Raw genomic sequence first — 13496 nt, forward strand, 5'->3', positions numbered from 1 at the left:
GCTACGCGCTGCGTGTTCAAGACCAGAATAGTACAGCGGCATGCAATGGTCCGTCGCCTCTTAATAAGTATCCATCTGGGCCAGTTCGTCCTGCAGTCGATGCAGCAACTGCAGGCGCGACGCGGGCACCGTGCCGGCTTCCACCGCGGCCTTCAGCGCGCACGACGGTTCTTGCCGATGGCGGCAGTTATGAAAGCGGCACTGCCCTTGCAGCGGCCGGAAATCCGGCATCAGCCCCGGCAGTTGTTCTTCTTTAACGTGCGCCAGGCCAAACGACTGCAAACCCGGCGAATCGATCAGCGCCGCACCCTCTACCTGATCATCCAGATGGTAGAAGGTGGCGTGCGTGGTGGTGTGCTTGCCCGAATCCAGCGCCTCCGAGATATCGTTGACGCGCGCATTCGCCTCGGGCACCAGTGCATTGAGCAGCGTGGATTTACCCATGCCCGACTGACCCACCAGCACCGAGATATGCCCTTGCAGCCGTTCGCGCAGCGGCGCGACATCGGCCTTGGCCGACAAGGCCAGCAGCGGATAGCCCAGTTCTTCGTAATAGCGCAGCGCCTCACGCGCGGCCGCCGCCTGGGGCAGATCGCATTTATTCAGCACAATCAGCGGCTCGATGTCTTCGGCTTCGGCGGCGATCAGCGCGCGGCCGATCAGCTCGTCCAGATAGCTGGGCACCGGCGCCACCACAATCGCAATCTGCGTGACATTGGCGGCAATGATTTTGGAGCGCCACTGGTCCGAGCGGTACAGCAGCGTTTTGCGCGGCAAGGCTTTTTCGATGACGGCCTGTTCGGCATTCAGCGGCTTGATCTGCACCAGATCGCCGCAGGCAAAGTCCGACTTTTTGCCGCGCGCGCTGCAATTAAGCCGGCTGCGATCGGGTAGCTCCACCATGTAACTGCGGCCATGGCTGGCCACGATGCGGGCGATGTGGGTCAGCGGCGCGGTCATCGGCTCGGGCCCGCGCGGTGGGCAAGGTACGGCAAGGGGGAGGTCATCTTAATCAAACAGGGCATCAACTCGGGCTGCGCAAATAAAATCGTTACGGGTAAGGCCGCCAGCCGAATGCGTCGTCCAGACCAGGGCGCAATGGTTGTAGCTGACGCTCATGTCGGGGTGATGATCTTCGGTATCGGCAATAAAGGCGACGGCGTTTACAAACGCCATCGTCTGATAAAAATTCTTGAAATCCCACGCTTTGTGCAGGGTGGCATCCACCCGCTTCCAGCCCGGCAACTGCGCCAGCAGGGCTTCCGCCGCGGTCGTGTCCAGTTTCAAGGCATCGTTCTGGCAGTGCTCTTTACTGATGGAAAGGTGTGCGGACATCGGCGGCTCCTGGCAAGGCGGGGATCAGGCCTGCTGTTTGAGCGCGGCGACGCGCAAGCTGGCAGGTGGGTGGCTGTCGTAATACACGCTGTGCAACGGATCGGGCGTCAGCGTTGAGGCGTTGTCGCGGTACAGCTTGACCAGCGCGCGGATCAGATCGGTGGCCGAAGCTTGTTGCGCGGCAAAGGCATCGGCTTCGTATTCGTGCTTGCGCGACATATACGAGCCCAGCGGCGCAAACAAAAAGGTAAATACCGGCAGCACCATAAAGAATAGCGTCAATGCGGTGGCAGTATTGGCCGTTTGCACGCCGAGGCCTTGATAGAACCACGCGGCGGGCAGCAACTGGCCCAGCACAAACAGCAGCACGGCCATCAAACCAAACGACCAGATGCGCGATTTAACAATGTGGTTGCGCTTGAAATGGCCCAGCTCGTGCGCCAGCACCGCTTCAATTTCATCACCGTCCAGGCGTTGGATTAGCGTATCGAAAAACACGATGCGCTTGTTGTTGCCCATGCCGGTGAAATACGCATTGCCATGGCTGGAGCGCTTGGAGCCATCCATGGTGAAAATCCCGTTGGAAACAAAGCCGCAGCGATTCAGCAGCGCTTCGATGCGTTGGCGCAGGCTTTCATCGGCCAGCGGTTCAAACTTGTTGAACAGCGGGGCAATCCAGGTGGGAAACACCCACATGATAAAGAACATGAAGGCAACGGTAGCCACCCACACATAAGCCCACCAGTACGTGCCCATGCGGCCCATCAGCCATAGCACCAGCGCGACAAACGGCAGGCCGATGACCGCCATTAACAGGCTCTGGCGCACCGCGTCGCTGATAAACAGTTTTTTCGACATCTGGTTAAAGCCAAAGCGTTCTTCGATGCTGAAGGTGCTATGCCACGAAAACGGCAGGCCGATGACCAACTGGATCAGGCCCAGCAAAGCAATCATCGCCACGCCCGCCAGTATGCCCGGGCCAAACCAGCCTTCAGTCAGTCGCATCAAGGCATCGATACCGCCGCCCAGCGTAAACGCCAGCAGCACCATCGCCTCAAACACGGTGTTGATCATGCCAAAGCGGCTTTTCACCACCGTGTAATCGGCAGCGCGCTGGTGCGACGCCAGCGAGATATTGGCGGCAAACGCCTCGGGCACGGCATTGCGATGGCGGCGCACATGATTGATCTGGCGCAGCGCCAGCCACAGTTGCAGCAGCACGCTGGCCACCAACGCAAACACAAACAGGGCGGAAAACTGATGGGAAGTCATACGGGATATTCTGCAGCGGTCATTGCGAAGAAGTGCAGAGTATAGGGTAAAGCACCTCGCCCGGCGTCAGCGCAAAGCGGGCCGGGCGGGTTGCTGTACTGCGCAGGCGGCTTAATCGTGCTTGCCGCGCGTGGCCAGCGCCACCACGGCAATGCCGGCCGCCACGATCAGCAAATCTTCGATCAGGCCGCTTTTAGTCTGGCCGATTTCCGCCATGGCCTTCTTGCGACCATCCAGCGTGGCATACGCCAATGGCACGGCGGTGGCGACCGCAATGGCGGCGCCTTCTTTTTCCTGGCCCTTGGGCGCGAGCGCAGCGCCCGCAATACCGGCACTGGCCACACGCGCCAGCAACCCCAGAAACACGGTGCGATCGGGCGCGGATTTCATTTTGTCGCCCGCCAGTTCGCCTGCGCCCATCGCCAGCGCGCCATATTTAAAAACGGGATGATCCAGCAGTTCCAGCTTGCCTGGCGTTTTGCGGCCCAACAGGCGCGCGGCGGCCAGCGCGGCCATCGGCGTCATCGAGCGGGCGCTGGCCACGGCGCCGATCAGGGCGGAGGCGATCAGGCTACGAATTTTCATCTTTATAAGCTCCGGTTTGGCGACGTGGCGGGTGGGTCACGCCGGGTGGGCAGGTTTGCATGAGGGTGTGCTTCGATGCTACGACCCGCCTCGGCGCGCTGATACCGGACGCCCGCCGTAGCCCGTGTCGGATTTAGCGTAAATGGCCCGAGCCCGATTCTGGCGTGCGCCGACACCGTTGCACCGCCATCGCGCCGTAGCCCGCGTGACATATAATGCGGAGCTGACGAACTTAATGCTTGCCGAGCAGGAGCCCCATCAATGGCGCAAGACCAGAATCACCTTATCTGGCTGGACATGGAAATGACCGGCCTCGACCCGCAAAATGACCGCATCATCGAACTGGCGCTGGTCATCACCGACGGGCATCTCAACGTGGTGGCCGAAAGCCCGGCCTGGGCCGTGCATCAGGATGACGCCGTGCTCGATGCCATGGACGACTGGAACAAAGGCACGCATGGCCGCTCCGGCCTGATCGACCGCGTTAAAGCCTCCACCCAGAGCGTGGACGATGTGCAGAAAGCCGCCATGGAATTTCTGGCCGAGTGGGTGCCGCAACGCGCTTCGCCCATGTGTGGCAACAGCATCTGTCAGGACCGCCGCTTTATGGCGCGCTGGATGCCCGAGCTTGAAACCTGGTTCCACTACCGCAATCTGGATGTCTCGACGCTGAAAGAACTGTGCAAACGCTGGCAGCCCGAGATTCATCGCCAGTTTAAAAAGCAGGGCAAACATACTGCGCTGGCCGATATTCATGAATCGATCGACGAGCTCAAGTTCTATCGCGAACACTTTTTGCGCGTGCCCTCGGCGCCGCTGGAAGTGGATTGAGGCAACCCGTTACAAGCAGTCCGGCCGGCAACGGCCGGTTTTTACATTAGAGAGCCATGTCTATCCCGACCACCGCCCTGGCAGATGCCGATACGTTGACTTTGACGCTGGCGACGCAAGTGGGCCAGTTGCTGGCCGCGCGTGGCCATCAGGTCACCACCGCTGAATCGTGCACGGGCGGGTTGATCGCCGGTGCGATTACCGAGGTGGCGGGCTCCAGCGCGTGGTTCGAGCGCGGTTTTGTCACTTACGCCAATCAGGCCAAGGTGGACATGCTGGCGGTGCCGCCCGGATTTCTGCAAACGCTGGGCGCGGTCAGCGAGCCCGTGGTGGCGGCGATGGCGCAAGGCGCGGCCGAAGCGGCGCAGGCGCAATGGGCCGTGGCGGTCTCCGGCATTGCTGGCCCCGGTGGGGGCAGCGCTGACAAACCGGTGGGCACCGTCTGGCTGGCCTGGGCTTGCCCGCACGGCATCTTTACCGAGCGCCAGTGGTTTGGCGGTGATCGCAGCGCTATCCGTACCCAGACCGTGCAGCGCGCGCTGCAACGGCTGATTGAATTGATCAAGGAAACTGCATGACCACGGTGGTGGTAGTTCGCAAAAAAAACGAGATCGCCATCGCGGCCGACAGTCAGTCGACCTTCGGCGACACCCGCCTGAGCGCCAGCATGGATGCGCGCTGGGACAAGATTTTTGAATCGCATGGCGGCTATTTTTCGATTTCGGGCAGCGCAGCGCATGATCTGGTGTTGCAGGCCGCGCTGAAGAAAAACCCCAAACTGAGCTTTGCCAGCCGTCCGGCCATCTTTGAGAGCTTTCGCAAACTGCATCCCAAGCTCAAAGAAGAATTCTTCATGAAGCCGGACGAAGAAGAAGACGATCCGTACGAATCGAGCCAGATCACCGCGTTGCTGGCCAATCCAAACGGGATTTTTGGCGTCTACAGCCTGCGCGAAGTCTATGAATACGAACGTTTCTGGGCCATCGGCAGTGGCGCCGATTATGCCCTCGGCGCGATGCAGGCCGTGTATGACAATCCGAAACTGAGCGCGGCAGATATCGCCCGCGCCGGCGTGGAAGCCGGTTGCGTGTTTGACGTCAATTCGTCGCTGCCCATGACGCTTTACACCACCAGCGCCGCCCGGCGCTGACGCTACGCAGGATCAAACCCATGCAAGATATTCTTGAACGCTTTGTTTTTGACGATGCCCCCGTGCGTGGCGAACTGGTGCAATTGCACGACACGCTGCACGAGGTGCTGGACCGCCACGCCTATCCGCCGGTGCTGCAAAAGATTATTGGCGAGCTGATGGCCGCCGCGTCGCTGCTGTCGGCCACGCTCAAGTTTGAAGGCACCCTGATCATGCAGTTGCATGGCAGCGGGCCGGTCAAACTGATTGTGGTGGAATGCACCAGCGACATGACCATGCGCGCCACCGCGCGCTGGGATGGCGAAGTGCCGGAAGGCACGCTGTCCGATCTGCTGGGCGAAGGCAAGTTCGTGATGACGCTGGACCCGGATGAAGGCGAGCCGTATCAGGGCATCGTGGCGTACCAGCCGGGCCAGTCGGTGGCCGAGATCATCGAGCATTACATGCGCAGCTCCGAGCAGCTGGAAACGCGCATCTGGCTGGCCAGCCAGAACAGCGGCGCGGCGGGTTTGCTGGTGCAGAAGATGCCGGCGGGCAAAGGCGATGCCGACGCGTGGGATCGTATCCAGAAATTGTCCGAGACCATTACGCGGGAAGAGTTGTTGGGCCTGGCGCCGCGTGATGTGCTGTATCGCTTGTTTAACCAGGAACTGGTGCGCGTGTTTGACCCGCAGACGCCGCGCTTTGCCTGCACGTGTTCGCGGGAACGCGTGGGTGGCATGTTGAAAATGGTCGGTCATGAAGAGGTTGAGGGCGTGATCGAGGAGCGCGGCAAGGTGGAAGTGACTTGCGAGTTCTGCGGTAAGGAATACGGGTTTGATGCGGTGGATGTGGCGCAGTTGTTTGCGGGTGGGTCGACGACGATTGCGCCGGGGAATCAGGTGCATTAAGCGGCCTGCGGCGCATGTTGGGACGTCCCGCTTTGGCGGGACAAACCTTTAACCGCTTAGCCTGCGGCGCATGTTTGATACCCGGGGGTGCCCGGGAGCACGTCACTTTTCTTTGCTTCGCCAAAGAAAAGTAAGCAAAAGAAAGGCGACCCCACTCGCGAATCCTTCGCTCGCAAGGGGGCCCGCAGGTCAAAAGCCGAAACTAACCGTCTGCATAACCGGATTTTGTGGCTGCCGCTCCGCGGACGCGACGCTCAGTCGGAGCCCGATAGGGCTGGTCTCCTACCTTCGCGCGCTCAGGAGATGGCGCTGGTTTGCCGGGCTGGCTGCCTCGTTGCTACGCAACATCGGGTGGGCGTGGATGCTGAGCCGTGACAGTGAACCTCGTCCGCGCCCGCTTATCGCACCGCGCCTGGCGTAAAACCACTGTATAGGGTGGGTCATGACCCACCACCCAAAGCCATCAAACAAAGCGCCACCGCAAACCGATCGGCCGCGCTGCCGACGCAAAAATCCACCATCGCTACCCACCTCCGCAACATCCCTGCTGCATACCGATTTTCGGCGCAAACGCGGGCGGCATGCCCGAATACCCGGATCGGATGAACCCTGTCGGGGCAGCTGGCTTTGCTAGCCTTCGCGCCGCATAACCCACCCGTGCACACCGCATGACCCCACTTTTCGCGCTGACCCGCAACACTTCCATGCCATCCCGGCATTGTCTTTTTCTTCCCGGCTTCTAAGGTAATTACATCCGCACTTGAGAAGCCAGAAATGAAAACACCGTTCCGCTGTCTCTGCCTCGCCCTGGCGCTGGTCGCCGCGCATGCCTGTGCCGACGATGACACCATCCGTCTCGGCAATCTCAAATTCGCGCATTACGGTGCGATTTCTTATCTGAAAGAGCTGGCGCCCAAGTGTGGCATCAAGGTGGAGGAGCGCATGTTCGCCAAGGGCCTCGATATCATGCCGGCCATTACCGCGGGTGAGATCGATGTGGCCGCCAGCGCGGCCGATGCGGCGATTGCCGGGCGCGCCAGTGGGGTGCCGATTTACGCGGTGGCGGGGTTTGCCAAGGGTGGGGCGCGGATTGTGGCGGCGCAGGGTAGCAATATCAAAAAGATGGCCGACTTCAAGGGCAAGAAGGTGGGCGTGGCGCGCGGTGGGGCGCAGGAATTGTTGCTGTTGGCCGAACTGGCCAAGGTCAATCTGACGTGGTCGGACAAGCCGGGCAAGGATGTGCTGATCGTGTATTTGCCGTTTGCCGATCTCAACCAGGCCTTGATGCAAAAGCAGATCGATGCAATGGCGCAATCCGAGCCGCAAGCATCGCAAGCGCTCAATAAAGGCTTCGGCACGGAAGTCCTCAAACCGTATGACACACCGATGGGCGAGCCGGTGCGCACGCTGGTGATGACCGAAAAGCTCTACAACAATCACGCGCTGGCGCAAAAGCTGATGCGCTGTTTTGTGCAATCGACCAAATTGTTTATCGACGACCCCAAGCTGGCCGAAAACTATGTGCGCACCAGCATGTTCAAGGGCCAGATCACCTCGGATGACTATCAGGACGCGATCGGCAATTCGCCGTATTCGTATGACCTGACCATTGAGCACATCCAGACCACCACCGATTTGATGGTCAAGTATGGCGTTGGCCGTATGGCCAAACCGCCCGTGGCCAAGGATTGGGTCAAGCTGGATTTGCTCAACGACGCGCGCAAAGCCGCAGGCGTGCAATAACCGTGGCGGCGCGGCGGTGGTCCACGCGCACGCTGCTGCGCGGTTTATGGTTGCCGGTGACGTTGCTGGTGGCGTGGCAAGGTGCGGCCGTGCTGGGCTGGCTTAATCCGCAAGTATTGCCGTCGCCATGGCAGGTGCTGCAACGCTGGTGGGTGTATGCGTTGCCAGCCGATCCGTACGACCCCAGCCAGTCGCGGCTGACTTGGTTGCTGTCGGGCGAGTTGGTGCACGATGCCTGGGGCAGCCTGGGCCGCGTGCTGGCGGGCTTTGCCATCGGCGCCGTGCTTGCTTTGCCGCTGGGTTTGCTGATGGGCGCCAGCCAGCGCGTCTACGAGTGGTTTAATCCGCTGCTGCAGGTGCTGCGGCCGATTCCGCCGATTGCCTGGATTCCGCTGTCCATCCTCTGGTTTGGCCTCGGCAATCCGCCCGCCATTTTCCTGATCGCATTGGGCGCGTTTTTTCCGGTGTTGATGAATACGATTGCGGGTGTGCGCAATGTCGACAGCATTTATATCCGCGCAGCGCTCAACCTGGGCGCCAATCAACGCGTGCTGTTTACCCGAGTGATGTTGCCCGCTGCGATGCCGTATATCCTGGCGGGCGCGCGCATCGGTATGGGCACGGCGTTTATTGTGGTGATCGTGTCCGAGATGATCGCGGTGAATAACGGCCTGGGTTTTCGCATTCTGGAAGCGCGCGAGTATTTCTGGTCCGACAAAATCATCGCCGGCATGCTCAGCATCGGTTTGCTCGGCCTGGCCATCGATATGGTGATGGCCGCGCTCAACCATCATCTGCTGCGTTGGCATCGTGGCCAGGAGAACGACGCATGAGCGCCGCCCAGATCCACATCGCCGGTGTGCACAAGGTGTTTGGCCAGGGCGCGCAGCAAGTGGTGGCGCTGCAAGGTATAGATCTCAGCATCGCGCCGGGCCAGTTTGTCTGTCTGCTGGGGCCGTCGGGCTGCGGCAAGTCAACGCTGCTTAATGCCGTGGCCGGGTTTGCGCCGCCTACGTCCGGCCGCATCAGCGTGGCGGGCCAGCCGGTGCAAGGCGCCGGGCCGGATCGCGGCATGGTGTTTCAGGAATACGCTTTGTTTCCGTGGATGACGGTGGAGGACAACATCGGCTTTGGCCTCAAGATTCGCCATACGCCCGTCGCCGAGCGCAACGTCACGGTCGACCGCTTGCTGCAGATGCTGGGCCTGAGCGAATTCCGCCTGCGCTATCCCAAGGATCTGTCCGGCGGCATGCGCCAGCGCGTGGCCATTGCGCGCATTCTGGCGCTGGATTCACCCATCCTGTTGATGGACGAACCGTTTGGCGCGCTGGATGCGTTAACGCGGCGCAGCCTGCAAGACGAGTTGCTGCAAATCCAGGCGCAATGGCAAAAGACGGTGCTGTTTGTCACGCACAGTATCGATGAGGCGATTTATCTGGCTGATCGCGTGGTGGTGCTGACTTATCGCCCCGGCACCATCAAGCTGGATCTGCCCATTGCTTTGCCACGCCCGCGCGATAGCAGCTCGGCCGGTTTTAACGAACTGAAACGCGAGCTGGGCGCGGTGGTGATGCAGGAACAGCAGCGCCATCAGCAGGCCGAGCAACGCGGTCTGGCCATCGATTGAAGGTGGCGGCGCGCTAATAACCGCGTGGGTTTGCGGCCAGATACGCCAGTTCTTCTGGCGTGCTGCTGCGGCCGAAGAGCGTGTTGCGATGCGGAAAGCGGCCAAAGCGCGTGACGACATCGCAATGCGTAACGGCCGAGGTATAGAAGTTTTCCAGCCCGGCCACATCGCGATAGGGCGTAAACAATTCCACCGCCTGGCGTTGCAGGGCGACGTCTTCGGCATGTTCCAACGGCAGATATAGAAACGCGCGTTGCAACAGCGGCAATTGCTGATCCCATCCTTGGGCAATGGCATGCAGCGCCCACTGCAAGGCGTTGGCGTCATGCGCATAGGTGGCGGCGCTGCGGCGCTGCAGATTGCGGCTGAACTGGTCCAATACCAATATCAACGCCAGCGTGCCGCGCGCATCGACGGCCCAGCCATCCAGCTTGCCTTTGCCCGCTGCCTGCCAGGTGGCCAGAAAATGACGGCGCACCGCGGCGTCGAAGGCGTCATCGGCGGTCCACCAGCGTGCCTTGTTCTGGCCGTAATCGGGGTCGTCGGGGCAGCCGAACCAGAAGGTCAGCACCGCCTCGGGCGTGGCGTAGGGACTCTTTGCTTGCGGGCGCCCGGATTTGACATTGCCTTCGGGGCTAAGACGGCGGATCAGAGGAGCGTCGGCCATGGTGATTTCTCCATCAAACAGGCCCGGATTGTAGCTCACGCGGCACGGCCTGACCGGGCGGCTTGACCGGCTGACGGCCCGCCGCCAAACTACCTGGCCCCGCCGGGCGGCCAATATTTTTATCCGAGATCTCCCATGAGCACGCAAGCCGTTACATCGCAAGACATTATCCTGACCGGTGACCGCACCACCGGCCCGCTGCACCTTGGCCACTACGTCGGTTCTTTGCAAAACCGCATCAAGCTGCAAGACGTGTGCCGCCAGTATCTGCTGCTGGCCGACGCGCAAGCGCTGACCGACAACATGGGCAATTACGTCAAAGTGCGCGATAACGTGCTGCAAGTGGCGCTCGATTATCTGGCGGCGGGCATTGATCCGGCCAAATCCACCATCTTTATCCAGAGCCTGGTGCCGGAACTGCCCGAGCTGTTTTCGTACTACCTGAACCTGGTGACCGTGTCGCGCCTGGAGCGCAACCCCACCATCAAGGACGAAATCAAACTGCGCGGCTTTGAGCGCGATATTCCGTCCGGCTTTATGACGTATCCGGTGGCGCAAGCGGCCGACATCAGCGCCTTCAAGGCCACTGTGGTGCCGGTGGGCGCCGATCAGATTCCGATGATCGAGCAAACCAACGAAGTGGTGCGCAAGTTCAACGCCAGCGTTAACCAGGACATTCTGGTGGAATGCCGCGCGCTGGTGCCGGAAAACGGCGCGCGTCTGCCCGGCATCGACGGCAAGGCCAAGATGTCGAAATCGCTGGGCAACTCGCTGACGCTGGGGGCTTCGGCCGAGGACATCACCAAGGCTGTCAAGATGATGTACACCGATCCCAACCACCTGCGCGTGGCCGACCCGGGCCAGGTGGAAGGCAATGTGGTGTTTACCTATCTGGATATCTTTGACACCGATACCGCCGCCGTTGAAGAACTGAAAGCGCATTACCGTCGCGGTGGCCTCGGCGATATGGTGATCAAACGCCGCCTGGAAGAAATCCTGCAAACGCTGCTGGCCCCGATCCGCGCGCGCCGCGAACAATTGGCGGCTGATCCGGAGCATGTGATGGGCATCCTGCGCGCCGGTACGGACAAGGCGCGCGAGCAAACCGCCGCAACATTGGACGCAGTAAAACGCGCCATGGGCATCGTCTACTTTTAAGCAGCCCGATGCCTGCTGCGCGTGGGCGCGCCGAACCCCGGCGGTGCTCGACCTGCCCGCGCTCGCGCCGCGCACGGCATTGCAAAACCGCAAAAGCCACTGACCTGTACAATCCCGCTGGTAAAAGCGAGGACAACGATGTCAGTGAAGCAAGTCGATGTAGTGGTGGTGGGCGCCGGGGCGGCCGGGATGATGGCGGCGGCAACGGCGGGCCAGCGCGGCCGCAGCGTGCTGCTGCTGGACCATGCGGCCAAACTGGCGGAAAAAATCCGCATCTCGGGCGGCGGCCGCTGCAACTTCACCAATCTGGATGCGCGGCCGGAATGTTATTTGTCCGAGAACCCGCACTATGTGAAATCGGCGCTGGCGCGCTATACGCAGCACGACTTTATCAAGCTGGTGGAACGCTACGGCCTGGGTTATCACGAGAAAACCCTGGGCCAGCTGTTTTGCGATGACGGTTCGCAAGCCATCATCGATATGCTCAAAGCCGAGGTGGACGCCGGTGGCGCCATCTGGCGCATGGAAACCGCGATCGAAGCGGTGACGGCGGTGGAGGGCGGTGGCTTTGTGGTGCAGACCGGCAAAGAAACCTGGCAATGCCAATCGCTGATCGTTGCCAGCGGCGGCTTGTCTATTCCACAAATCGGGGCCACGGCTTGGGGTTACGAGCTGGCCAGACAATTTGGCTTGGGCATCGTGCCGACCACTGCCGCGCTGGTGCCGCTGACGTTTCAGCCGCAGGATTTGTGGACCGAACTAGCGGGCGTCGCCATCGATCCGGCCGAAGTACGTAGCGGCAAAGGCAAATTCCGCGAAGCCATTCTGTTTACGCATCGCGGCGTATCCGGCCCGGCCATCCTGCAAATCTCGTCGTACTGGCAAGCGGGCCAGCCGATCAGCATCAATCTGCTGCCTGACGTCGATCTGCAAGAACACTTCGCCAACGCCAGCCGCGAAGCGCATCTGGTGACCGTGCTGGCCGAAGTACTGCCGCGCAGCTTTGCCACCGTGCTGGTCAACAGCCTTGGCCCGAATGCGCCGCTGAAGCAATACACCCCCAAACAACTGAGCGTACTGATCGAACGCATCCAGCACTGGCAAATCATTCCGTCCGGCACCGTGGGGTACAAAAAAGCCGAAGTGACGCGCGGCGGCGTGGATACACGCCAGCTCGATTCCAAAACCATGATGGCGAAAGCGGTGCCGGGGCTGTTTTTTATCGGCGAAGTGGTCGATGTGACCGGCTGGCTGGGCGGCTATAACTTTCAGTGGGCATGGTCGTCGGGCTATGCGGCGGGGAGTTTTGCTTGAGGCGCTGGCGGGATTCACCCAAATAGAAAAACGGTGGCATCGAGCCACCGTTTTTTTATCCAGCGCCGCCGAGCGCTCACTTCAGGCCCAGCACATCCTGCATATCGAACAAGCCGCTGCTTTGCTGCATCAAAAACCGCGCCGCACGCAGTGAGCCACTGGCGTAGATCATGCGGCTGGAGGCCTTGTGCGTAACTTCCACGCGTTCGCCCATGCCGGCAAACACCACAGTATGGTCGCCCACCACGTCGCCGCCGCGCAGCGTGGCAAAGCCAATGCTGGACGGGTCCCGCTCGCCAGTGATGCCTTCGCGGTCGTATACGGCCACGTCTTTCAGATCGCGGCCCAGCGCGCCCGCCACCACTTCGCCCATGCGCAAGGCCGTGCCCGATGGCGCGTCCACTTTCATCCGATGGTGCATTTCGACGATTTCAATGTCATAGCCGGTGGCCAGTACTTTGGCCGCCACATCCAGCAACTTGAACACCAGGTTAACGCCGACGCTCATGTTCTGCGCGTAGACGATGCCGATGTCTTTGGCGGCGTCGGCGATGGCGGCTTTGCCCGCGTCGTCAAAGCCGGTGGCGCCGACGATGACGCGCGTGCCGCTGGCGCGGCAAACTCCCAGATGCTTGAGCACGCCATCGGGCTTGGTAAAGTCGATCAGCACATCGGCGTTAGCTAGCTGGTTGATGTCATCGCTGATCAACACGCCCGAGCTTTTGCCGAGAAAGGCAGCGGCATCCTGGCCGATGGCCGGATTGCCGGGCCGGGCCAGCGCCACGGTCAGCACGCTATCGGCGCTTTGCGTGACGGCTTCGATCAACATGCGACCCATGCGCCCGGTGGCGCCGGTAATGGCTATCTTCACAGACATGAGCAGTTTCCGTTAAAACGCCACGGACTCAGCCGTGGCGTGGGGTG

Annotated in this window: 15 protein-coding genes; 9 read left to right on the forward strand and 6 right to left on the reverse strand. The window is 61.0% G+C overall.

Annotated elements, in window-relative coordinates:
- Positions 1 to 60: 60 nt before the first annotated feature.
- The 4 genes from rsgA to WG78_RS08110 all read right to left on the reverse strand — a co-directional run bounded on the left by rsgA (position 61) and on the right by WG78_RS08110 (position 3192).
- Complete coding sequence (rsgA, locus tag WG78_RS08095; RefSeq protein ID WP_053937305.1) at positions 61 to 960, reverse strand: ribosome small subunit-dependent GTPase A; 900 nt, start codon at positions 958 to 960, stop codon at positions 61 to 63.
- Positions 961 to 1008: 48 nt separating this feature from the next.
- Positions 1009 to 1335, reverse strand: coding sequence for a 4a-hydroxytetrahydrobiopterin dehydratase (locus WG78_RS08100; RefSeq protein WP_053937306.1), 327 nt, complete (start codon positions 1333 to 1335; stop codon positions 1009 to 1011).
- A gap of 24 nt (positions 1336 to 1359) precedes the next feature.
- Positions 1360 to 2607, reverse strand: coding sequence for a M48 family metallopeptidase (locus tag WG78_RS08105; protein ID WP_053937307.1), 1248 nt, complete (start codon positions 2605 to 2607; stop codon positions 1360 to 1362).
- Positions 2608 to 2718: 111 nt separating this feature from the next.
- Positions 2719 to 3192, reverse strand: a complete 474-nt coding sequence (locus WG78_RS08110) for a hypothetical protein (protein WP_053937308.1) — start codon at positions 3190 to 3192, stop codon at positions 2719 to 2721.
- A gap of 261 nt (positions 3193 to 3453) precedes the next feature.
- Between WG78_RS08110 and orn the strand changes: the two genes are divergently transcribed.
- The 7 genes from orn (at position 3454) to WG78_RS08145 (ending at position 9433) form a co-directional block, all read left to right on the forward strand.
- Positions 3454 to 4023: an oligoribonuclease gene (gene orn / locus WG78_RS08115; protein WP_053937309.1), complete on the forward strand. Its 570-nt coding sequence runs from the start codon at positions 3454 to 3456 to the stop codon at positions 4021 to 4023.
- A 56-nt stretch (positions 4024 to 4079) separates the two neighbouring features.
- The gene (locus tag WG78_RS08120; protein ID WP_053937310.1) at positions 4080 to 4601 is read left to right on the forward strand and encodes a CinA family protein; all 522 of its coding nucleotides are present in this window, start codon (positions 4080 to 4082) and stop codon (positions 4599 to 4601) included.
- Positions 4598 to 5173: an MFS transporter gene (locus WG78_RS08125; protein ID WP_053937311.1), complete on the forward strand. Its 576-nt coding sequence runs from the start codon at positions 4598 to 4600 to the stop codon at positions 5171 to 5173. The genes WG78_RS08120 and WG78_RS08125 overlap by 4 nt, the downstream gene beginning before the upstream one ends.
- 20 nt (positions 5174 to 5193) lie before the next feature.
- Positions 5194 to 6063, forward strand: coding sequence for an Hsp33 family molecular chaperone HslO (gene hslO, locus WG78_RS08130; RefSeq protein WP_053937312.1), 870 nt, complete (start codon positions 5194 to 5196; stop codon positions 6061 to 6063).
- A 774-nt stretch (positions 6064 to 6837) separates the two neighbouring features.
- Positions 6838 to 7806, forward strand: coding sequence for an ABC transporter substrate-binding protein (locus tag WG78_RS08135; protein WP_053937313.1), 969 nt, complete (start codon positions 6838 to 6840; stop codon positions 7804 to 7806).
- 2 nt (positions 7807 to 7808) lie between these two features.
- Entirely contained in the window at positions 7809 to 8639 is an 831-nt protein-coding gene (locus WG78_RS08140; RefSeq protein ID WP_053937314.1) for an ABC transporter permease, read from the forward strand.
- Positions 8636 to 9433, forward strand: a complete 798-nt coding sequence (locus WG78_RS08145) for an ABC transporter ATP-binding protein (protein WP_053937315.1) — start codon at positions 8636 to 8638, stop codon at positions 9431 to 9433. Before WG78_RS08140 ends, WG78_RS08145 begins: the two co-directional genes overlap by 4 nt.
- A 13-nt stretch (positions 9434 to 9446) precedes the next feature.
- On the opposite strand, the gene WG78_RS08150 is transcribed toward WG78_RS08145, so the two are convergent.
- Entirely contained in the window at positions 9447 to 10100 is a 654-nt protein-coding gene (locus WG78_RS08150; RefSeq protein WP_083458875.1) for a DUF924 family protein, read from the reverse strand.
- A 135-nt stretch (positions 10101 to 10235) separates the two neighbouring features.
- On the opposite strand from WG78_RS08150, the gene trpS reads away from it, so the two are divergent.
- On the forward strand, positions 10236 to 11258 hold the full coding sequence (trpS, locus tag WG78_RS08155) for a tryptophan--tRNA ligase (RefSeq protein WP_053937316.1): 1023 nt from the start codon (positions 10236 to 10238) through the stop codon (positions 11256 to 11258).
- Positions 11259 to 11396: 138 nt separating this feature from the next.
- A complete protein-coding gene (locus tag WG78_RS08160; RefSeq protein WP_053937317.1) occupies positions 11397 to 12572 on the forward strand; it encodes a BaiN/RdsA family NAD(P)/FAD-dependent oxidoreductase in 1176 nt (391 codons plus the stop codon).
- A 76-nt stretch (positions 12573 to 12648) separates the two neighbouring features.
- Here the strand turns inward: WG78_RS08160 and dapB are convergent, their stop codons facing one another.
- A complete protein-coding gene (gene dapB, locus WG78_RS08165) occupies positions 12649 to 13449 on the reverse strand; it encodes a 4-hydroxy-tetrahydrodipicolinate reductase (RefSeq protein WP_201782398.1) in 801 nt (266 codons plus the stop codon).
- Positions 13450 to 13496 lie beyond the last annotated feature (47 nt).

It is taken from the genome of Amantichitinum ursilacus (genome assembly GCF_001294205.1).
Classification (GTDB): domain Bacteria; phylum Pseudomonadota; class Gammaproteobacteria; order Burkholderiales; family Chitinibacteraceae; genus Amantichitinum; species Amantichitinum ursilacus.